Source organism: Desulfosporosinus cupriresistens (genome assembly GCF_001707885.1).
Taxonomy (GTDB): domain Bacteria; phylum Bacillota; class Desulfitobacteriia; order Desulfitobacteriales; family Desulfitobacteriaceae; genus Desulfosporosinus.
The window spans coordinates 22,932-42,882 of record NZ_MASS01000008.1; the positions used below are offsets into that span (position 1 = coordinate 22,932).

Sequence of the window (19,951 nt, forward strand, 5' to 3'; positions counted from 1 at the left end):
CTTAAGTTCGATAACTACCATTTATTGTGACGTACTCATGGGTTAGATCACACCCCCAGGCAGTTGCGCATTCTTGCCCAAGGTGAAGGTTCAAGCTAATATGAACGTCTTTAAACTGAAGAATCTCCTTAGCTTTTTCTTCTGAAAATGCAACCCCTCTTCCCGCTTGAGCGACGACTAAGTCCCCTAAGAAGATATCCACTTTTTGGGGGTCAAACTCCGCCCCGGCATACCCTGCAGCCGTAAAAATCCGCCCCCAGTTCGCATCCTCACCAAAGAGTGCAGTTTTTACTAGGCTGGAACCACAAATACTCCGGGCAATTTTCCGGGCATCGTCTTTTGTTTTAGCTCCAGATACCGTGACTTCCATAAACTTGCTGGCGCCCTCCCCATCTCGGGCAATATCTTGGGCTAACTGGATGCAGATCATCTTCACCATTTTCTCAAAGTTCAACAAATCTTCCCCGCTCAAAGTCATCTCTGAGGTCCCATTTGCCAAAAAGAGAACCATATCATTGGTGCTAGTATCTCCATCAACTGTCACCATGTTGAAACTTTCATCGACAGCTTCACGCAAGATACGCTGCAATTCCGCAGAGGGAATACTCGCATCGGTCGTCAAGAAACCTAACATGGTTCCCATATTCGGATGAATCATGCCTGACCCCTTAGCCATCCCGCCGATTGTGATCGCGCCTCCTTGAGAACAAGGAAATTCATAGGCATGTTCTTTGACGGTCGTATCCGTCGTCATAATAGCGAGCGCGGCCCGATGTGCTCCGTAATCTGTCGTGTCCTTCTGCCCGCGAATGCCCTTGACCATATCTCCAAGGAGCTCTGCACTCGCTTTCCGAATTCCATTTAAGACCCGTTCTATGGGCATTTCAACCCCGATCACACCAGTTGAGGCCACCAGAACATCCTCAACTGGAATAGCGGTATACATGGCTACAACTTCAGCCATCGCCAACGCGACTTGATCGCCGGATTCCCCTACACAAGCATTGGCATTCCCGCTATTGATTACAATAGCTTGGGCCAAACCATCGTGCAAATGACGCTGGGTTAAATAAAGAGGGTGTGCTTTAACTAGGTTTCGGGTGTATACGCCAGCAGCTTGCGCTTGAACTTGCGAAAAAACCAACGCAACATCATATTTATCTTTATACTTTATGCCTGCCTGGACGCCGACCGCATAGAACCCCTTCGGAGCAGCTACACCGCCTTCAATTGACTTCCAATATTCTTCAACATTACCCACGAATTCGCACTCTCCTTTTTTGGATTAGGGCCAAAGGGCCGTTCCAGTAATTCCTTGGCTTTCAGGCCATCCCATCACAAGATTCATATTTTGAATAGCTTGCCCTGCAGCGCCCTTGATTAGATTATCAATCGTAGCGATTAAGACAGCATTTCCTGTTCTTTGATCTACGGTCAATTGTAAGAAAGCATTATTGCTTCCGCTGGCAAACTTCGTCTGCGGCCAAGTCCCCTGCGGCAAAACATGAATGAATTCTTCATTTTCATACTGTTCCAGCCAACAGCGGCGAAGATCTTCCTCTTTAACCCCTTGCTGAACCCCAGCATAGATCGTAACCAACATCCCTCTCGTCATAGGAACTAAGTGGGGCGTAAAATTAACGATGAGCGGCTGTCCTGCAGCCCGGGACAGTTCTTGTTCTATTTCTGGGGTATGACGATGAGTAGCCACCCCATACGCTTTGAAATTTTCATTAACCTCAGAATAATGAAAGCCTAATGAGACCCCTCTCCCTGCCCCGGATACACCAGATTTGGCATCAATAATTAGATTTCGTGTATGAAGCAAATTCTTGCGAAGCAAGGGGACCAACGCCAGTAAGGTCGCTGTTGGATAACAACCCGGATTGGCGATTAGAGATTGACCCCTAATTTGCTCGCGATAAAGTTCTGGCAAACCGTATACTGCATCTTTAAGTAACTCTGATGCGGGATGCTTGATCTTATACCATTCCTCATAAACCTGGAAAGAATTCAATCGAAAGTCTGCTCCTAGATCAATGACTTTTATATTGCGGGATAAGAAAGTACTTGTTCTTGCCGCTGTTAACCCATGAGGAAGCGCGCAAAAAAGCACATCCAGATCCGGTACATTTTCATCCTGCAGAACCCCTACATTTTGACCATTCCAATGTGGATAAACCGAATCATAATCCTCTCCAGCTACGCTAGACGAAGAGAGATACAATTCATTGACTTCTTCATGGCGTTGCAACAAACGCACCAATTCCTGCCCTGCATAACCTGTGGCCCCAAGAACACCGACCTTCATATCGTGTCCCTCCATTCTCTGGATTAATTCTTTCTATAATTATACATATCCCCGCATAAAAATACAATCCTTTGCCATAAAGAAAACTTGGCTGGCGCCAAGCCTTAGCGCAGGCGGCTGCCTTAGTTGCACTTATGCCACCCGAAATTATTCTTTCTAATTTGGTACAAAAAAGAGGGGGGGTTACCCCCGAATTCGATATTCGAACCTCGAACCATGATTATAGTGGCGGTTAGCCATTGGATAACCAATATTTCACCTATCCAATCGAAACTCACGCTTTATTTGTTGTAAGAGTTTTTTATCACTTAATACATCCGAACCTGTAAAGGCAAGCACCTGCATTGCTAGCATCACAAGGTTTTCCCCATCTGATGAAAGCGCCGCTTGGGCGAAATCTCGAGTATGCGGGATTTCATTGCCTGCTCCTAACGTTAAATACGGATGAATTGCCGGAACTGTCCAACTGACATTTCCCATATCCACAGATCCCATAGCAGTTTGAGGGGGAGATATCTGATTGACCCCTAACTCGCGAAGGTTTTTAGTGAAACATTCAGCCAATGACTGGTTTGTATGCATCTCATCATATGAAAACTCGAATTTCTGCCAAGTCATCTTTGCCGAAACCATCGAGGCAGCTCCTTCGGCACAACGAATCACTTTTCCTCTCAATTCATCCAAATCTTTGCGTTTTCGGGCTCTCAGATAAAAACGAGCTACAGTACGTTCTGGAATAATATTCGGGACGGATCCTCCCTCTGTAATAATTCCGTTAATTTTCATATCCGGCGAGATCTGCTTTTTTAGGGCATTGATTCCAACAAAAAAATTTATAACTGCATCTAAAGCATTAATCCCAAAAGATGACGCTGCAACAGCGTGAGCAGCACGTCCGTGAAAAGTAAATTCCAACGCATCCAGAGCAAGACTGGAGATAACCGGAACATTTTGACTCCCTGGATGAAACATAATTGCAGCGTCGACATTCTTGAAAATTCCTTGCTCAACGAGAGTCACTTTCGCTCCACTAGTTTCTTCTGCCGGGCAGCCAATGACTAAAATCTCACCCGAAAGTTCCAAACTCTTACTTAAGACAACTGCCGCACCTGCGCTGGCTGCTCCTATTAAGTTGTGTCCACAGCCATGCCCCACCTCTGGCAAAGCATCATATTCCGCCAAATAAGCAACCCGAGGACCTGGACGTGTACCCGAGAATCGAGCCAAAAAAGCTGTCTCTACTCCGGCAATCCCACGTTTTACTTCAAACCCATGTTGCTGAAGAAAACGGCTTAACACCTCGGACGCAAAGAATTCCTTATATCCGAGCTCTGGATGCTCCCCGATTTGGCGGGCAACCTCCCATACTTCCTTGCGCAGATGCTGTGCCTGATCTTTGAAAAACGCTTTAATCGCATCCATGGGATATCCCATCTCTCTTCTTAAATTCTTTCTCTATTTGTTCATCTGTTTAAACCACGGCTAAACTCTACAATCAGTTATTTTAACTTTTAAGTAGAGTGCTTTCCATCGTGAACAGGGTTAAACCTTCTGAATATTACCATCACGGATAACACCCCTAGAATTGGCCAGGAAACCACACCCCATAGAAGAATTAGACCTGTTTTCAGCTCACGGAAAAGTAACATACCCTGTAAGATTTGGTGTCCGATATACTGGAACTCGGAGGTGAACGGCAACCCAGCGAGTATGACCAGTAGCACCTGCAACCCTGGATAGAGCAGATTTCCTTCAAACCATAAAAATGCTCCAAAAGCAAATCCAATGGCCAGTAAGCTTATAGCTAACCCAAGCCCCCATTTTCTGCGCTCAGCTAGGACCTTCACTCCAAAATTCACAGGGTGTGCCACAATCTGAGCCATGATTTGAGCTTGAAAACTTTCTAATGCTGCTTGGGGAATTGGTTTATCCTGAAATAGTTGAGTCCACAACTCGTTCTCCGTCTCCATCATAGATATTCCTCCTCTCCAAGTGCTGACGTAGTTTTTCTTTTCCCCGATGGAGGTAGGTCTTGACCCGGCTTACGGGAACCTGCAATACCATGGCGATCTCTTCGTACGAAAGTTCTTGTTTATAACGCAAATAGAGTGTTTGGGCATAATGTTCAGGAAGCTCGTTTAACACCTCAGAAAGCATGGAAGATTGTTCTTTCGCTATCCAAACTTCCTCAGGCCTAGGTTGATGATCAACGAGGTTTTCATTCAGAGTCAACGGAACTTCTCTACGCCGTTTACGAAGGAGGTCAAGGGCTTTGTTACGAGCGATAGCATATAACCAAGCCCGAAACGGATGAGCCTCCGAGTATCGATACAAGTTGCGGTAAGCGGCTAGAAACGCCTCCTGCGCACAATCCAAAACATCCTCCTCCGAACCAAGCATTCGTCGCAAAAAATGAATTAAAGGCTCCTGATAACGTCGAACAAGATCAGCATATTGTTCGTGATGACCTGCTAGTACTTGCCGAATGATCTCGGCATCTTCCATACCATTCCGGCTCCTATCCCAAGGCTCTTTTAAGCTCTCATTAATTCTCCTGCTCTCAATACGTAAGACTCGCCACAAAAGTTTCAGTTTATTGGTATGGTACCCTTCCATTTTAACCCACAATCGTTTTATAAGAAAGGCCCTTTTGGAGGGGAAGTTTCATTGACTAATAAATACGCTTACCAAACGCAGAACAAATCAGCCCTACCGCTAGTTCGGCTGTTTTATTCTGATGATCCAAGATCGGATTCACTTCAACAATATCCATACTCGATAGATAGCCAGAATCCGCTAGGAGCTCCATTGCCAAATGTGCCTCCCGATATGTAATTCCTCCGATAACGGGAGTTCCAACACCTGGTGCCTCTTCTGGATCAATGACATCTACATCAAAACTAACATGAATTCCATCCGTTCCCTGGGAGGCGATTTTTATGCTCTGAGCGACCACTTCCTTCATTCCTCTTTGATCAATATCCCGCATAGTAAACACTGTGATCTTAGATTGGTGAAGCATTTCACGCTCTTTGGAATCTATTTCACGGGCCCCTATAATTACAGTGTTTTCCTCTCGTATCTTTTTTTGTTTTCCCCCAATAGATGTCAATTCCTGCGCACCAATTCCATTGGACACAGCCAAGGACATCCCATGAATATTTCCGCTGTCCGTGGTATCATATGAGTTATAATCCCCATGCGTATCAAACCAAATCAAACCAAAACTACGGCCTTCTGTTGCCAAGCCCGCAAGAGCTCCGATTGCCAGGCTATGATCTCCACCGAGGATTAAAGGGACGACCCCTTCCTTAATTGCCTCCGACACCTTCAGATAAAGCAATTCATTGATTGTTATAATTTCGGGTAAATACTTGAGCCTCTTGTCCTTGATTTCTCGTGTCTCTGGGACAGGAACCTCTAAATTTCCATGATCCTCAATGTCCCATCCTAACCTCTGTAGACGCTCGTTTAATCCAGCATATCTAATTGCACTAGGGCCCATATCCACCCCACGTCGGCCAGCCCCTAAATCAATAGGTACCCCAATAATTTGGATGACTTTTTTATTCATACACTTACTACCTCACTTTGACCAATCTTCACTTTAATGTGCCCCGAAAAAGAAAAAAGCTTGCAAATAATTTGCAAGCATATATTTCGTACACAAGTCAAGAACCGACCCGTGTCTCCCGATTCTTCCAAACCCAGTGACGCAGTATGACACGAGCGCGACGTCTTACGTAAGCGGAAAAGCAAACTTCCGTCCCCACTCCCGTCCCAGAATAACGAAATCTGTAAAAAAGACCCCAGTAAGACGGTGCACATGAATGTGCCGTCCCCCAAACACTCGTCACCTGTCACGAATCCTCAACAATCTCCAAAGCAAGACTAAGCGTTCCCCCGACCCAAGCCCAGGGACGCAGTATGACACGAGCGCGACGTCTTTACGTAAGCAGCCTAGCAAACTTCCGTTCAAGCGACCGACCCCAAAGACGGGGCAGCGCACAAGGACGTGCGCTGCCGCCAATGCGCCAAGGATGGCGCTTTTGGTGGGAACCCCGCTCCCTAAAGCCAGGAGTTTGAACGGTTAGTTTGCTCTGCGTCGTAAGCACCGAGCGCTGTGTCAAACAAGTCCTTCCTACTTTGTTAATCGGTGAATCAACTCCTCCGAGGTAAGGCCCAGTGACAACGTAAACGCTCCTGCTCTAAACTTACTTTCTACTCCCAATTGATGAGTGACCACTAAGAAAGAATCTTTGTCCTTTATAAAGCCCTGTGCGAGTAACAATTCTGCTATCTGTTCGGAACTGGCTCCTTTTGGAACGATAAATTTCTGCTCAATTTGCGTGGAGGTTTGGGGATTAGGCGATTGACTTTGCGTTGGTTTAGTCGATGCCGGAGGTTGAGTAAGTGCAGAAGGTTGAGGCTCTGAAAGGGAATCAGTTTGTTTCGCTCCCGCTACGATAGGCTGAGTTGTTGTTTGCTGCTTAGCGAGGGATGCAGAAGACGTTTCTTGCGATACTACCGCTTGTCCCTGCAATGGAGAGATAACCAAAGCCAACATCGCACTCAAAATAAGCCCCGAACCTAAACCTAGCCAATAGGTACGCGTAACTTTCATAGAGTCCCTCCTTTTGGCTGCGTCCGCAAAACCATCCTTACTGCATCTTGACTTAGTGATAAGTGTTGGGCAATTTCATGTATCCGTTGCCCGTTGGCAGCAAGTTCCAATACTTCTTGGTATTTCGGTGAGATATGGCGTTGCTGTTCACTCTCACTGCAACTTTCTCTCTGTTCTTTGGCATTTAACCTATAGAGTTTACTTTTCCCCTTACCTTCGGATGCTTTATTGGTTGCTTCATCAGTTTCGTTAAGGTCAACTTCTTTAAGTTCATTTTGATTAGTTCTTTGTAGTTTCTCTTCTAGAACATGAACTTGATCTTGAACCATAAGAATTTCTCTTTTCAAATATGCAAGTCCTTTTAAAGCAGACATGGCCTCTTCGCTGGGTGAACCCTGCCAGCGCCAACCCAACAACAAAAAAATAACTCCAAGAAGAAATAAAACGATTGGTAAGATGTCCACAATTATTCCTCCTTTCCTTCAAACGTTCTGTTTTGAGTCGTAGCAGTTTTCACTTCTAACATTCTTGTTTGAGTCATGACAACGCTCAAACCCTAAAATCCTATTCAAGTTATGATCGGAGTAAAGCGTAACTAAGAGTTCTACCAATTTCTAAAGACTTCTCCGCGGTGCTAACCCGTGCGAAGACAGTGTCTGCAAGAAGGGTTAATACGTGCGAAGACAGTGTCTTCGTGTGGGCACAAGCCTAGTTTTCTTTTCACTTTTAAGTATTCGCTAAAGGAAAATAGTTCTCCTGCAACAGTACTATTTCCAATTAAATCTTCCTTACTTTAACTTTTAGGCCCTTCCACTTGTTTGCTAAAATAGACACTTAAACCCTGATAAATAGCGATAGCTAGCTTTTCTTGATACTCTGGCGTTGTTAGTAGTTGTTCTTCTTCAAGGTTTGAAAGGAAGCCAAGTTCAACGGTTACTGCTGCTTGATGTGCTTTTTTCAAAACATATATATCTTGATTTGCCTTAATGACTCTTTTGCCATTCGTCATCTTATTCAACTCCTGCTGAATTGATTGAGCCAATAACTTACCTTCCGGCGAATCCGAATGATAAAACGTCTGGGCACCAGTCAGTTTTGGGTCAGGAAAACTATTCGCGTGAATGCTAATATAAACTTCAGCTTGACTGTCCATAGCAAGCTGGATGCGTTGTGCTAAATCTTCTCGTTTTCGCTTTAATAGGCCCTGTGAAGCTCCTAAGTCTCTATCATCCTCGCGGACCATAATTGTCTTAGCTCCACTTTGCTGAACTAAGGCCTGTAGACGTTTAGATACTGCCAAAGTCACATCTTTCTCTAATACCTTGCCTTTACCCACAGCGCCTGGATCCACTCCCCCGTGACCAGCATCGATCACAACAACTCTATTGCCTAAGGTCCAACTCCATATTTCTTCATCTTGCCCATGAATTCCCCATCCTAGAGCTAACATCATAAGAAGTGCCATCGTAATTCCCAGAATAACTCCCTTACCTCGCTTCAAACTTATTACCCGGATTGATCTCATTCGCATCCGCCTCCCCCAGTCTATTCCGTCTTACCTTATGGGGGAGACCTCCGGAATATGCGTTTGGCTTGTCAAAAAAGCACAAGAAAATCAAGTACATAAAGAGAACTGATTAAGAATTTAAACCTAGATAAAAAAGATCCCCACCGTGATGGGAATCTTTTTGCAAAATAACTATTTCTCAAATAATCGCGTCCAAAAGCCACGCTTTTTAAGTTCTCTAAATTGCAGTCTTTCCTTATTCACTGGGTTTCTTAGGTCGACACTGGCCCAAACTAGTTTAATAGTAATCATCCTTTCTTAGTCATACTTATATTATGTATTACATGTAAGTATATCCATCCTTGTGCATTTTTAAACATGAAACAGCCTCTTCCCTAACTCCCTGAAAGAGACACTCTTCAACTGATATTAATCCATCATTAAATTCCATTTTCCCTTAAATCAGACTAGATTTTCTACTTATATTGCAACTAATAATTTGCTTTTTATAAAAGTCGTAAAACCGTTAAGAATATCACATGGAAGAAATAATATCGAAAACCTGTATGAGTTAATATTTATTAAAGAAAGAGTTGTTTAAAGAATGAAATTAATTATTATCTTAGTGTTTATCGGTATTCTACTCTCTGCCGTAAGGACATTGCCTTCAATTGACCAATACGAATAACATTTTCTAGCCGATATAAGGAATAATTTGTTGAACAATGTATCAAGAGCGGGCTCAAACACCTGTGTTGAAACAGTCCATGTTACCCAGTCAAAATTCATAGGTTTTCGCAGAGTCTTACTAATGAGAAATCCCCAAACCACAAGGGTTTGGGGATTTGTATTTTCTTAACGTTTGGAGAATTGGGGAGCCTTACGAGCTTTCTTCAAGCCATATTTACGACGTTCCTTCATACGTGGGTCACGCGTAAGGAAACCGGCTCTCTTAAGGCTTGGACGAAGACTGGCATCCGCCTTCAGTAAAGCACGGGCAATACCTAAGCGTATCGCACCAGCTTGACCTGTGGTGCCACCTCCGTGGGCGAGAGCGATAACATCATATTTAGCAAGCGTATCTGTAATGTTAAATGGTTGTTGCACAATCATTTCTAATGTTTTCTTGCCGAAATACTCTGCTACTTCACGCTTGTTGATGATGAATTTTCCTTCACCCGGAATTAAACGAACGCGAGCAATTGCATTTTTACGTCGTCCTGTCGCAGCATATTGTAATTGAGTTGCCATGTTTTACTTCCTCCTTCCTTAAACTACTGAATCGTCCAGATTTCAGGTTGTTGAGCTTGATGCGGGTGCGAATCTCCCTTGTACACATTTAACTTTGTGTACATTTGGGCGCCCAACTTGTTATGAGGAAGCATTCCCTTCACGGCATGTTCCATAGCTCGTTCAGGCATAATTTGCATTAATTTTTTGTAGGGGATTTCTTTTAACCCACCAGGAAACCCTGAGTGACGACGATAGAGTTTGTCATTTAGTTTATTACCAGTTAGAACCAATTTCTCTGCATTAATAATAATGACATGATCCCCAGTATCAACATTAGGGGTAAATGTCGGTTTATGTTTACCTCTTAAGAGACGTGCTGCTTCAGTAGCAATACGACCCAAGGGGATTCCCGCAGCGTCAATGATAAACCATTTGCGCTCTTGGTTTTGCGCTTTCGCAAAAAACGTGGTCATGACTTTCCCTCCAATTTAGCAGTTTTTTGTTTTTCCTCACGCGCATGGGGCTCAATCATGCTTGTGGTATGCCAGGGGCATGGGGCTCAATCATAACCAAGGCATAAAAACTCATATTGATATTTTATTTAAATTTCTATTCTTTGTCAAGTATTTTCGTGTTTGATATAGGATTAATAGTTATCCGGCAAAAGGTCTTTAAAAACTTCAAATGGACTTTGTTCCGTATAATTCACATATGCAAGAGTTAGACCATGGGCAGGCGCAATTATACGGGCCCGTTTCCGTTCTTGGCTGGCTATAATTTCCGGGATCTCTTGAGGGAGAATCCGACCTTTTCCCACATCCATTAGTGTTCCGACCATAATACGAACCATGTGGTATAAAAATCCATTCCCCACGCAAGAGACCCTAATTAAACCGTTATCTTCTTTCACTTGACAACGATAAATCGTTCGTTCAAATGTCTTACTTGCTCCACCAGCCGCTGCAAAGGTTTTGAAATTATGATGTCCTTCGAAAAAACTGGCTGCTGACTGCATCTGATTTACATTTAAGGGAATGGGCACATGAGACGCATATAGACGCAGAAATACATTGGGAATTCGATGGTTGTCCATCTGATAATCGTAGCGTTTCCACTTTGCTGACCACCTAGCATTAAAGTCATGCGGTACACTTTCTGCCTGAAGGATACGTATATCCCTGGGCAACAAACTGTTAAAGGCCTTCGGGATTTTTTCCTCCGGAATTCTTGCTGCTGTCATAAAGTTCACGACTTGCCCAGATGCATGCACTCCCGCATCCGTCCGACCTGCAGTAGCTAGGGTTACCTCTTCCTCGACTAATTTTTTCCATACTGCTTCTAAAGTTCCCTGAATCGTGGGACCATAAGTTTGATCCTGTCGCTGGAACCCATGATAGTTTGTTCCATCATATGCTACTGTTAGCCTAATGTTTCTCATTTGATACTTCTAGCCTCCGCTACGTATAGATTTAAGTCTATCTCCATACCAAAAGTAATATTCCCCAAACTCCGATAATCAGAACTCCTAAGCGATCCTTGGAAGTCTGCTCATGAAGTGTGAGGGTTCGGTAGTTGCCCGAACCATATCCTCGAGACATCAGGTTTACAGAAAGTTCTTCTGCTCGCCTCAAACTAAGTAAAATGAGCGGTACTATGAGCTGAATTATTTCCCAGGATCGTTTAATCTTGGAGTGAGGCCACTCGCTTTTTAACAATCTAACTTTCCATATCAGGATAGCCTCCTCCACAATAAGTGGAATAAAGCGCAGTGTTAAGGTAAGTAAAAGTGCAAAGTCCGCAGCTTTAGGTGTAATACGGATGAGCGGGTTAAAAAAATAGGCTATTCCTACCCCTTGCGCGAGGGGCATTGTTACTGCCGTATAAAGACGAGTTAATCCAAAGATCAGGGATATACGCCAAACCATGTCAACAGCTTGTGCTAAACCACCCATTGACCAATGCCCAAACCAAATGGCTCTGTTTTCTGGCCAGACCCACCCTGTCACTAGTCCATAAAACAATCCCACCCAAAAAAGGACAGCTATGAGCGAACCATATATTTTAATTGGGACACGACTCAATAATACAAGTCCCAGGAGGGCAAGGGAGGTTAAGAGAAGCCCCTGCCAGCGGGTCATTGTTATTAGAAGGGACAAGATAGCTAACCCTCCGACCTTTATCCTTGGATCAAAACGGTGCAACAGGCTATTACCTGGGTAATAGAGTTCAAAAGCTTTGATACTTTGCCCTCCCTCCTCTTAGCAGCGGACACCAGCTGCTCGAAATTGCTCCTGATGCTCTCGCCAACTCTGGATCGAGCAATCTAAGACCACGCTCCCGTTCTCTACCAACCAAATCCGATCAGCATCCTGTAGGACTTCTCTTAGATCGTGTGTAACATATAGTATCGTCATATCCCATGCTGAAATCATTGTTTGAATCCCTACTCGGCTTGTTGCGTCTAGTCCAAGTAAAGGTTCATCCAGTAGAAGAATCTCTGGGAGAGTTCGCAAGGCTGCTGCTAGGGCGACCTTTTGGCGTTCTCCACCACTTAAACGCTCAGGGGCAACATCCGCCAAGCATACAGGCAAACCAAAATTCTCCAATATTGCTAATCTCTCTTTATTTTTTACCTTCAAGTCTTGCTGAGACTCTCCATAAAAAATCTCATGATAGACGCTGCGGCCAATCAGATATTCTCCTGCCTCTTGAAGAACTAAACGGATTTTTCTACGCAGTATATTCAAATTAGCTTTTGTAATCTGTTCTCCGCCAACTATTAGTTGCCCCTCATTGGGCAGAATTAAGCCAACCGCACTTTCTAAAAGTGTTGTCTTGCCTGAACCAGAAGGACCAACTATGCCAATAAATTCGCCCGTCCTTACAACGTTATTCAAGTGTAGACGGGAATCATAATTAGCCTGTCTCCATTCCAGAGCAGCTGGCTGTTCTAACCTATCTTTTGCTCTGGGTTTTCCTGAGGCCATTATCTGTGAATATTTCAGTTTTGGGTCTAACGAGATCGGATTGGTGTATTCCTTCCTAAGACCATCTGGAGAATACATCTCACCGTTGTCTAATGCGTCACTGGGATTACCCAAGTCTGAGATTTTTCCATTTTTGATAACCAAGAGACGATCCGCTTGTCTTGCTAACTCTGGGTCATGAGTAATCCAAAGTTGCCCGGTTTGAGCTTGGACTTTAAATAAGAGTTTCAACACATTCGCTTGAGAGTGCATATCGAGCATGGTTAAGGACTCATCCAATATAAGAAAGGATGGCTGTAAGGCTAAAATAGCGGCAGTAACCAAGCGTTGTCTTTCTCCGCCTGAAAGTGTCGCAGGAGACTGGTCTTCCTTACCCTTTAAGCCCACAGACGCAGCCAGCTCTAGCACTCTATTTACCACGGATTGTCTATCCCATCCCAGGTTTAAAAGTCCAAAGCCCAATTCTTCTGCTACCGTAGCGCCAATTGTTTGCCGACGAGGATGTTGCCCTACAAGCCCGATTTCTTGCCACCTTTTCACTGTGTTCCAATCACAAACGGTTTCGTCAAACGTGAGACGGATCTCCCCTTCTTTGGGTTCCAGCAATCCGTTCAAGATCCTAGCCAAGGTTGATTTCCCGGAGCCATTAGCACCCATAAGCGCGATGATCTCACCCTGGTTCCAGTCAAAATTCACTCCGTTCAATATATTGCCATAATGAATGTTCTGCACTTGGAGCACTTTCATCGACCGAAATCACTCCCCTTACCCTAGAAAAAGGTCCATCCAAATGCCATTAGCAAAGGCCGGGCATGCTTAAACAAAGTTTAAGCAACCCGGCCTTTAGCAACTCGCATTATACGAGTTCGATGATTACCATTGTGGCAGCATCTCCCCGACGTAAGCCGAGTTTCATGATACGAGTATAGCCTCCCTGACGGTCAGCATATTTCGGCGCAATAGTATCAAACAATTTTGTAACAACATCTTCATCCATGAGATAAGCCATCGTTAAACGACGGGCAGCCAAATCGCCTTGCTTGCCAAGTGAAATCATCTTTTCAGCAATAGCATTTAGTTCCTTGGCACGTGCTTCTGTCGTTTGAATACGCTCATGTTTTAACAGGGAAGTGACAATGTTACGCAACATTGCCCCGCGATGACCCATGTTTTTTCCCAACTTGCGGTAAGCCAATTACATTCCCCTCCTTTTGCACCGAATTAGTCCTCAGCCGGGCGAAATATTAAACCTAGGTCTCTGAGTTTAAATTCCACTTCTTCTAAAGACTTGCGACCAAGGTTACGCACTTTAATCATGTCTTCTTCCGTTTTTTGAGTTAACTCTTCAACCGAGTTAATTCCTGCCCTTTTGAGGCAGTTATAAGAACGAACGGACAGATCAAGTTCCTCAATCGTCATCTCGAGGATTTTATCTTTGGCTTCCTCTTCTTTTTCCACCATAACCTCAACATTGTTGAGCTTATCAGTAAGTCCCATGAAAAGGCGCAGATGATCACTCAGAATTTTGGCTGCCGAGCTGGTGGCCTCTTCCGGTGAGATACTGCCATTAGACCATGCTTCAAGAGTCAACTTGTCATAGTCCGTGATCTGACCAACCCGGGTATCCTCGACCGTATAGTTGACCTTATAAATCGGGGCAAAGATGGAGTCAATAGGGATAACTCCAATGACATGGTCTGGCTTCTTGTTTTTGTCCGCAGAAACATAGCCACGACCGCGTTCCACCGTCATTTCCATAAATAGCCGACCATCTTTATCTAATGTAGCAATCTTCAAGTCATTGTTCAGAATCTCAATGTCTGGGTCACTAATAATATCAGCGGCCTTAACAACTCCTTCACCCTGAGACTCTATACGAATAATCCGCGGCTCATCCGTATAACCTTTCAGCGCTAAGGACTTCAGATTAAGAATAATGTCTGTAACGTCTTCTAAAACGCCCGGTATTGTAGAAAACTCATGGAGCACCCCTTCGATTTTGACCGATGTCACCGCTGATCCTGGAAGAGCGGACAACAGGATGCGCCTTAAAGAATTCCCTAAGGTAATCCCATATCCCCTTTCAAGAGGCTCAACGACGAATTTAGCATAGGAGTCGTCTTCAGAACGCTCGATACACTCGATTCTGGGCTTCTCGATTTCTAACATCGGTATGCACCTTCTTTCTCGAGAACTTGATATACAAACCATCCAACCCACTTGGGCAGAACGTCAACATTAACGGGAGTATTTCTCCACGATGAGGTGTTCTTGGATGGGCAGTTGAATATCTTCACGAGTAGGTAGTGCGACAACAGTTCCAGCAGCAGTATTGGCATCCAAGTTCAGCCATACAGGAACAGTACGTGAACCCAGATTTTCAAGAAGTTGTTTCATCCTTGGGGAACTCTTGCTACCTTCTCTAACAGCAATAACTTCTCCTACACGCACGGAATAAGATGCTATGTCAACTTTTTTACCATTAATGGTAAAATGTCCGTGATTCACGAGTTGACGAGCTTCCGGGCGGGATGAAGCAAAGCCCAAATGGAAAATGACATTGTCTAATCGTCGTTCCAACAACGAGAGCAGATTTTCACCAGTTACCCCTTTACGCCGAGCCGCCTCGTCAAAATAGTGACGGAATTGTTTTTCCATAACACCGTACATGCGGCGTGCTTTTTGTTTCTCTCGTAACTGAAGACCATATTCAGTGGGCTTCTTCGCACGGGCTTGGCCGTGTTGTCCGGGAGCATAGGCACGACGATCAATCGCGCACTTTCCAGTATAGCAACGCTCTCCTTTGAGGAATAATTTTAATCCCTCACGTCGACATAAGCGACAAACTGGACCAGTATATCTAGCCATGATTACACACCTCCTATACCCTTCTGCGTTTCGGTGGCCGACAGCCATTGTGTGGAATCGGTGTCACGTCTTTAATTAAGTTTACTTCTAAACCAGCAGCTTGTAGCGCGCGAATAGCCGCTTCACGACCTGCACCTGGTCCTTTTACAAAGCATTCAACATCCTTTAAGCCATGTTCCATCGCAACTTTAGCACAGGTTTCGGCAGCCATTTGCGCAGCAAATGGCGTGCTTTTACGAGAACCTTTAAAGCCAAGGGAACCTGCACTGGACCAGGAGAGTGCGTTACCATGGGTATCCGTGATAGTTACCATGGTATTGTTAAATGTGGATTTGATATGAGCAATTCCACTTTCAATATTCTTACGTTCCCGGCGTTTTGTCCGGACAACTTTACGTGCCATCTAAGTTATCCCCCCTTATTACTTTTTACGTTTTGCTCCAACAGTCTTAGCCGGACCCTTACGAGTTCGGGCATTGGTTTTCGTGCGCTGACCTCGAACTGGAAGTCCACGACGATGGCGCAGGCCACGATAGGAACCAATTTCCATAAGACGCTTGATATTGAGGGAAACTTCGCGACGCAGGTCGCCTTCAATCTTAAACTCTTTATCAATAACTTCCCGAAGCTTGCCGACTTCGTCTTCTGACAAGTCACGCACTCGGACATCCGGGCTTACGCCCGTTTTAGCGAGAATCTTATGTGAAGTTGGCAGCCCAATCCCATAAATATAGGTTAAGGCAACCTCTAAACGTTTCTCGCGCGGTAAGTCAACTCCAGCGATACGTGCCATCTAAAATTTACACCTCCACTATTTAAGTTCTGTATCAATATAAAATCGGTGCATTGGAGGACTTACTCCAATCAGCCGCGCAACCGAAACTTCTAGCCTTGTCTTTGCTTGTGTTTCGGGTTCTCACAAATGACCATGACTTTACCATGGCGACGAATAATTTTACATTTTTCACAGATCTTTTTAACAGAAGGCTTTACTTTCACCGTAATCCCTCCCTTTGGTCATTACTTAAACCTATATGTGATTCGTCCTCGTGATAGATCATAGGGGGAAAGCTCCACCGTGACCCGATCACCCGGAAGAATCCGGATAAAGTTCATTCGAATCTTTCCGGAGACGTGTGCCAAAACCTTGTGTCCGTTCGCTAACTCAACTTGGAACATGGCATTAGGTAGTGGCTCCAAGACCTTACCTTCAACTTCTATAACGTCTTCTTTTGACATACTCATTCACCCCTCCTCTGACAATCCTTTGGCACGTACCTAACATCGAGTTAGAATTTCCAGGCCATTTTCCGTAATCGCAACTGTGTGTTCGAAATGGGCCGATGGCCTTTTATCTTTCGTAACTACAGTCCAGTGATCCTTTAACGTCTGCACTTCATACGTACCCATGTTCACCATGGGCTCAATAGCCAAGGCCATACCTACCTCGAGTCGTGGTCCCCGGCCAGGTTTGCCAAAATTAGGGATCTGGGGATCCTCATGCATGGCCCTTCCAATCCCGTGCCCAACATAATCTCGCACGACAGAAAACCCATTAGCTTCCACATGCGTTTGGACCGCGTAAGAGACGTCATAAAGACGATTACCTAACTTAGCCTGCGCAATACCCAACATCAGGGACTCTTCAGTAACCCTTAAGAGTTTCTGGAGATCGGGACTTACTTCTCCAATGGGTAAGGTCACAGCAGCATCACCAAAATACCCGTCTATGACCGCACCGCAATCAATACTAATAATATCCCCAGATTCTAAACACCTTAAACCGGGTATTCCATGAACTACCTGTTCATTTACAGAGGTACAGAGCGTCGCCGGGAAACCATTGTACCCTTTAAACGCTGGTATGGCACCCTGCGCGCGGATATATTCTTCAGCCATGCGATCCAATTCAAGTGTCGTGACGCCGGGCTTTGCGAGCTCACGCATTAAGGCAAGGGTTTCACCTACGATTCGGCCCGCATTACGCATCCGGCTGAATTGGTTCGCATTTTTTAGCTCAATCATGCCGTTTAGCCCAAGGCCTGAAGGATATCCTGAAATACCTTATCAATAGGTTGATCTCCATTAATCCGCTTAACCAATCCTTTTTCTTCGTAGAAAGCAATCAAAGGCTCGGTTTGCTTATTATAAACGTTTAAACGATTCTCGGCTGTTTCGATCGTGTCATCGGAACGTTGATAAAGCTCTCCACCACATTGGCAAACCCCTTCTTTTTCAGGCTTGTTAAAGACCATGTGATAAGATGCTCCACATGTTCGACATATCCGTCGTCCAGTTAAGCGAGGTATTAACACCTCATGCGCGACTTCAATGTTGATTACACCATCGAGCTTAATGCCTAGACGATCTAAAATCTCCGCTAATGCACTACCTTGCGCTAGTGTACGTGGAAATCCATCAAGAAGAAAGCCAGCCGCGCAATCGGGTTGCGCTAAACGCTCCTCAACAATCCCAATGGTCACTTCATCAGGAACCAAACCTCCGGCATCCATAAATGACTTAGCCTTTAGGCCCATTGCTGTTCCTTCTTTAATAGCTGCTCTAAACATATCACCCGTGGAAATATGCGGAATATGAAAGCGTTCAACAAGTGGATTAGCCTGCGTTCCTTTACCTGCTCCGGGGCCACCCATTAATATTATTCTCATATCTCTTCCTCCTTTATTTCATAAAACCTTGATAATGCCTCGACATAAGTTGGGATTCAATTTGTTTCATCGTCTCGAGCGCAACCCCAACCACAATTAGTAGGGATGTTCCACCAAAATAGATGTTTTTGAGTCCAGTGAGTCCGATAACTAGTGTCGGCAAGACTGCGATCAAAGCTAGAAATAAACCACCGGCTAGCGTAATCCGACTTAATATTTTTGACAAATATTCAGCCGTCGGGCGCCCAGGACGAAGGCCAGGTATGAAACCGCCATACTTCTTTAAATTATCAGCCACATCAACAGGATTGAATGTAACTGCAGTATAGAAGTAAGTAAAGAATATAATGAGCACACCGTAGACCAATAGATAAGGGATCGAGGTTATGCTGCCATTCATACTAAACCATGTATTTACAAATCTTGCGAAAGCCGAAGTTGGTATCCAAGTTGCGATCGTTTGAGGGAATGCCAGTAAAGAAATTGCGAAGATGACGGGAATTACTCCAGCTTGATTCACTTTCAGGGGGATATGACTGCTTTGCCCACCATAAACCCGCCGTCCGACAACTCTCTTAGCATATTGCACCGACACTCGACGCGTCCCTTCTTGAACGTAAATGACGCCTGCGGTAATAAAAACCACGATCACAGCCAAACCAATAACTGAGAAAGCATTGATTTCACCAACTCTTAGCATGTTCCACAGAGACTTGATCGCATCGGGGACTCGTGAGACGATTCCTGCAAAGATGATTAGGGAGATGCCGTTTCCGATTCCCTTCTCAGTGATCGCTTCCCCAAGCCACATTAGAAACGCAGTTCCAGCGGTCAAAACAAGTGCCACGAGTAGATAAATCGGCCATTTTAAAGCTGGACTGGGAATATTCAGCGCCCCACGAACCCCGTAGGTCAGCCCGAAGGCTTGTATAAATCCCAAGCCCACGGTACTGTACCGCGTATACTGAGTAATCTTTTTGCGTCCATAGTCACCCTCTTTAGAAAGGCGTTCAAGAGAGGGAATGACGATCGTCAGAAGCTGAAGAATGATGGAGGCTGTAACATATGGCGTAATACTCAATGCAAAAACAGACAGCCTTTTAAATGAACCTCCGGAAAGTGTGTCCATGAAATCGAACATACCGCCGGTTCCTAACATTTTCTTCAGTGTGTCATGATCAATAAAGGGAATTGGAATATGTGCTCCGATACGGAAGATCAGAAACATCAAAAGGGTGTAACCGATTTTTTTCCTGAGATCCGCTACATTCCACGCATTCTTCAGGGAATCGACAATCATCCTATTCCACCTCTACTTTTCCACCCGCCGCAACAATCTTCTTTGCCGCGGCTGGGCTGACTTTGTCAATTTTGACAGTCAGTGCTTTGGTCAATTCTCCCGTTGCAAGAATCTTAACGCCATCTTTAACAGCCTTAATGAGGCCGCTTTCCAAGAGGCTTTCAATTGTCACTACAGTGTCATTCTCAAAACGTTCCAAATCACGGACATTCAAAACGACAATGTTTTTCTTTGAGATATTATTAAACCCTCGCTTTGGCATCCGGCGAAACAGTGGATTTTGTCCGCCTTCAAAACCGGGACGAACTCCGCCGCCAGCCCGCGAGTTTTGTCCTTTGTGTCCTTTACCGGAAGTTTTACCATGTCCAGATCCAACTCCACGGCCCAAACGCTTAGGTGCATGTGTTGATCCTTCAGCAGGCTTTAGTTCATGCAGTTTCATGCTTGCCCAC

Annotated in this window: 26 protein-coding genes; all 26 read right to left on the bottom strand. The window is 44.7% G+C overall.

Features of this window, described 5'->3' with window-relative positions; genetic code table 11:
• Window position 1: 1 nt before the first annotated feature.
• Window positions 2–1,261 (bottom strand): bifunctional glutamate N-acetyltransferase/amino-acid acetyltransferase ArgJ, encoded by a 1,260-nt coding sequence (gene argJ, locus DSBG_RS04710; protein ID WP_068963075.1) that lies wholly within the window; start codon window positions 1,259–1,261, stop codon window positions 2–4.
• Window positions 1,262–1,285: 24 nt separating this feature from the next.
• Window positions 1,286–2,311: an N-acetyl-gamma-glutamyl-phosphate reductase gene (argC, locus tag DSBG_RS04715; RefSeq protein ID WP_068963076.1), complete on the bottom strand. Its 1,026-nt coding sequence runs from the start codon at window positions 2,309–2,311 to the stop codon at window positions 1,286–1,288.
• Between the two features lie 255 nt (window positions 2,312–2,566).
• On the bottom strand, window positions 2,567–3,733 hold the full coding sequence (locus DSBG_RS04720) for a M20 family metallopeptidase (protein WP_068963077.1): 1,167 nt from the start codon (window positions 3,731–3,733) through the stop codon (window positions 2,567–2,569).
• A gap of 89 nt (window positions 3,734–3,822) precedes the next feature.
• Entirely contained in the window at window positions 3,823–4,284 is a 462-nt protein-coding gene (locus DSBG_RS04725) for a hypothetical protein (protein ID WP_068963078.1), read from the bottom strand.
• Entirely contained in the window at window positions 4,238–4,816 is a 579-nt protein-coding gene (locus tag DSBG_RS04730; protein ID WP_068963079.1) for an RNA polymerase sigma factor, read from the bottom strand. Before DSBG_RS04730 ends, DSBG_RS04725 begins: the two co-directional genes overlap by 47 nt.
• Before the next feature lie 166 nt (window positions 4,817–4,982).
• A complete protein-coding gene (rocF, locus tag DSBG_RS04735) occupies window positions 4,983–5,885 on the bottom strand; it encodes an arginase (protein ID WP_068963080.1) in 903 nt (300 codons plus the stop codon).
• Between the two features lie 373 nt (window positions 5,886–6,258).
• A complete protein-coding gene (locus DSBG_RS22300) occupies window positions 6,259–6,441 on the bottom strand; it encodes a hypothetical protein (RefSeq protein WP_141694236.1) in 183 nt (60 codons plus the stop codon).
• Between the two features lie 11 nt (window positions 6,442–6,452).
• On the bottom strand, window positions 6,453–6,935 hold the full coding sequence (locus tag DSBG_RS04740) for a hypothetical protein (RefSeq protein WP_068963081.1): 483 nt from the start codon (window positions 6,933–6,935) through the stop codon (window positions 6,453–6,455).
• Window positions 6,932–7,399 carry a helix-turn-helix domain-containing protein gene (locus tag DSBG_RS04745; RefSeq protein ID WP_068963082.1) on the bottom strand — a complete coding sequence of 156 codons (468 nt, stop codon included), beginning with the start codon at window positions 7,397–7,399 and terminating at the stop codon, window positions 6,932–6,934. Before DSBG_RS04745 ends, DSBG_RS04740 begins: the two co-directional genes overlap by 4 nt.
• Before the next feature lie 329 nt (window positions 7,400–7,728).
• Window positions 7,729–8,460: an N-acetylmuramoyl-L-alanine amidase gene (locus DSBG_RS04750; protein WP_068963083.1), complete on the bottom strand. Its 732-nt coding sequence runs from the start codon at window positions 8,458–8,460 to the stop codon at window positions 7,729–7,731.
• 837 nt (window positions 8,461–9,297) lie between these two features.
• Window positions 9,298–9,693, bottom strand: coding sequence for a 30S ribosomal protein S9 (gene rpsI, locus DSBG_RS04755; protein WP_009617527.1), 396 nt, complete (start codon window positions 9,691–9,693; stop codon window positions 9,298–9,300).
• A 23-nt stretch (window positions 9,694–9,716) separates the two neighbouring features.
• The gene (gene rplM / locus DSBG_RS04760) at window positions 9,717–10,148 is read right to left on the bottom strand and encodes a 50S ribosomal protein L13 (RefSeq protein ID WP_009617530.1); all 432 of its coding nucleotides are present in this window, start codon (window positions 10,146–10,148) and stop codon (window positions 9,717–9,719) included.
• A gap of 173 nt (window positions 10,149–10,321) precedes the next feature.
• Window positions 10,322–11,113, bottom strand: coding sequence for a tRNA pseudouridine(38-40) synthase TruA (truA, locus tag DSBG_RS04765; RefSeq protein ID WP_068963084.1), 792 nt, complete (start codon window positions 11,111–11,113; stop codon window positions 10,322–10,324).
• A gap of 37 nt (window positions 11,114–11,150) precedes the next feature.
• On the bottom strand, window positions 11,151–11,876 hold the full coding sequence (locus tag DSBG_RS04770; RefSeq protein WP_083236729.1) for an energy-coupling factor transporter transmembrane component T family protein: 726 nt from the start codon (window positions 11,874–11,876) through the stop codon (window positions 11,151–11,153).
• Between the two features lie 57 nt (window positions 11,877–11,933).
• The gene (locus tag DSBG_RS04775; protein WP_068963086.1) at window positions 11,934–13,409 is read right to left on the bottom strand and encodes an ABC transporter ATP-binding protein; all 1,476 of its coding nucleotides are present in this window, start codon (window positions 13,407–13,409) and stop codon (window positions 11,934–11,936) included.
• A gap of 109 nt (window positions 13,410–13,518) precedes the next feature.
• Window positions 13,519–13,857: a 50S ribosomal protein L17 gene (gene rplQ, locus DSBG_RS04780; protein WP_009617538.1), complete on the bottom strand. Its 339-nt coding sequence runs from the start codon at window positions 13,855–13,857 to the stop codon at window positions 13,519–13,521.
• Window positions 13,858–13,883: 26 nt separating this feature from the next.
• Window positions 13,884–14,831, bottom strand: a complete 948-nt coding sequence (locus DSBG_RS04785) for a DNA-directed RNA polymerase subunit alpha (RefSeq protein WP_068963087.1) — start codon at window positions 14,829–14,831, stop codon at window positions 13,884–13,886.
• Window positions 14,832–14,900: 69 nt separating this feature from the next.
• Window positions 14,901–15,530, bottom strand: a complete 630-nt coding sequence (rpsD, locus tag DSBG_RS04790) for a 30S ribosomal protein S4 (protein WP_068963088.1) — start codon at window positions 15,528–15,530, stop codon at window positions 14,901–14,903.
• Window positions 15,531–15,543: 13 nt separating this feature from the next.
• Complete coding sequence (gene rpsK / locus DSBG_RS04795) at window positions 15,544–15,933, bottom strand: 30S ribosomal protein S11 (protein WP_009617544.1); 390 nt, start codon at window positions 15,931–15,933, stop codon at window positions 15,544–15,546.
• Window positions 15,934–15,951: 18 nt separating this feature from the next.
• Window positions 15,952–16,323 (bottom strand): 30S ribosomal protein S13, encoded by a 372-nt coding sequence (gene rpsM, locus DSBG_RS04800; RefSeq protein ID WP_009617546.1) that lies wholly within the window; start codon window positions 16,321–16,323, stop codon window positions 15,952–15,954.
• 92 nt (window positions 16,324–16,415) lie between these two features.
• Window positions 16,416–16,529: a 50S ribosomal protein L36 gene (gene rpmJ, locus DSBG_RS04805; RefSeq protein ID WP_009617550.1), complete on the bottom strand. Its 114-nt coding sequence runs from the start codon at window positions 16,527–16,529 to the stop codon at window positions 16,416–16,418.
• Between the two features lie 21 nt (window positions 16,530–16,550).
• Window positions 16,551–16,769 carry a translation initiation factor IF-1 gene (gene infA, locus DSBG_RS04810; protein ID WP_007778476.1) on the bottom strand — a complete coding sequence of 73 codons (219 nt, stop codon included), beginning with the start codon at window positions 16,767–16,769 and terminating at the stop codon, window positions 16,551–16,553.
• Between the two features lie 39 nt (window positions 16,770–16,808).
• Window positions 16,809–17,555: a type I methionyl aminopeptidase gene (gene map / locus DSBG_RS04815; RefSeq protein WP_068963089.1), complete on the bottom strand. Its 747-nt coding sequence runs from the start codon at window positions 17,553–17,555 to the stop codon at window positions 16,809–16,811.
• Between the two features lie 5 nt (window positions 17,556–17,560).
• Window positions 17,561–18,199, bottom strand: coding sequence for an adenylate kinase (locus DSBG_RS04820; RefSeq protein ID WP_068963090.1), 639 nt, complete (start codon window positions 18,197–18,199; stop codon window positions 17,561–17,563).
• Window positions 18,200–18,212: 13 nt separating this feature from the next.
• The gene (secY, locus tag DSBG_RS04825; protein WP_068963091.1) at window positions 18,213–19,499 is read right to left on the bottom strand and encodes a preprotein translocase subunit SecY; all 1,287 of its coding nucleotides are present in this window, start codon (window positions 19,497–19,499) and stop codon (window positions 18,213–18,215) included.
• A 1-nt stretch (window position 19,500) separates the two neighbouring features.
• Window positions 19,501–19,941 carry a 50S ribosomal protein L15 gene (rplO, locus tag DSBG_RS04830; protein ID WP_009617567.1) on the bottom strand — a complete coding sequence of 147 codons (441 nt, stop codon included), beginning with the start codon at window positions 19,939–19,941 and terminating at the stop codon, window positions 19,501–19,503.
• Window positions 19,942–19,951: the final 10 nt, after the last annotated feature.

Coding starts and splice junctions, on each gene's coding strand:
- map (WP_068963089.1), bottom strand. CDS start 17,555: ATGATTGAGCTAAAAAATGCGAACCAATTCAGCCGGATGCGTAATGCG.
- DSBG_RS04740 (WP_068963081.1), bottom strand. CDS start 6,935: ATGAAAGTTACGCGTACCTATTGGCTAGGTTTAGGTTCGGGGCTTATT.
- rpsK (WP_009617544.1), bottom strand. CDS start 15,933: ATGGCACGTAAAGTTGTCCGGACAAAACGCCGGGAACGTAAGAATATT.
- infA (WP_007778476.1), bottom strand. CDS start 16,769: ATGTCAAAAGAAGACGTTATAGAAGTTGAAGGTAAGGTCTTGGAGCCA.
- DSBG_RS04720 (WP_068963077.1), bottom strand. CDS start 3,733: ATGGATGCGATTAAAGCGTTTTTCAAAGATCAGGCACAGCATCTGCGC.
- DSBG_RS04775 (WP_068963086.1), bottom strand. CDS start 13,409: ATGAAAGTGCTCCAAGTGCAGAACATTCATTATGGCAATATATTGAAC.
- rplM (WP_009617530.1), bottom strand. CDS start 10,148: ATGACCACGTTTTTTGCGAAAGCGCAAAACCAAGAGCGCAAATGGTTT.
- DSBG_RS04725 (WP_068963078.1), bottom strand. CDS start 4,284: ATGATGGAGACGGAGAACGAGTTGTGGACTCAACTATTTCAGGATAAA.
- argC (WP_068963076.1), bottom strand. CDS start 2,311: ATGAAGGTCGGTGTTCTTGGGGCCACAGGTTATGCAGGGCAGGAATTG.
- rplO (WP_009617567.1), bottom strand. CDS start 19,941: ATGAAACTGCATGAACTAAAGCCTGCTGAAGGATCAACACATGCACCT.
- DSBG_RS04730 (WP_068963079.1), bottom strand. CDS start 4,816: ATGGAAGATGCCGAGATCATTCGGCAAGTACTAGCAGGTCATCACGAA.
- rpsM (WP_009617546.1), bottom strand. CDS start 16,323: ATGGCACGTATCGCTGGAGTTGACTTACCGCGCGAGAAACGTTTAGAG.
- DSBG_RS04750 (WP_068963083.1), bottom strand. CDS start 8,460: ATGAGATCAATCCGGGTAATAAGTTTGAAGCGAGGTAAGGGAGTTATT.
- DSBG_RS04820 (WP_068963090.1), bottom strand. CDS start 18,199: ATGAGAATAATATTAATGGGTGGCCCCGGAGCAGGTAAAGGAACGCAG.
- secY (WP_068963091.1), bottom strand. CDS start 19,499: ATGATTGTCGATTCCCTGAAGAATGCGTGGAATGTAGCGGATCTCAGG.
- rocF (WP_068963080.1), bottom strand. CDS start 5,885: ATGAATAAAAAAGTCATCCAAATTATTGGGGTACCTATTGATTTAGGG.
- rpsI (WP_009617527.1), bottom strand. CDS start 9,693: ATGGCAACTCAATTACAATATGCTGCGACAGGACGACGTAAAAATGCA.
- rpsD (WP_068963088.1), bottom strand. CDS start 15,530: ATGGCTAGATATACTGGTCCAGTTTGTCGCTTATGTCGACGTGAGGGA.
- DSBG_RS04785 (WP_068963087.1), bottom strand. CDS start 14,831: ATGTTAGAAATCGAGAAGCCCAGAATCGAGTGTATCGAGCGTTCTGAA.
- truA (WP_068963084.1), bottom strand. CDS start 11,113: ATGAGAAACATTAGGCTAACAGTAGCATATGATGGAACAAACTATCAT.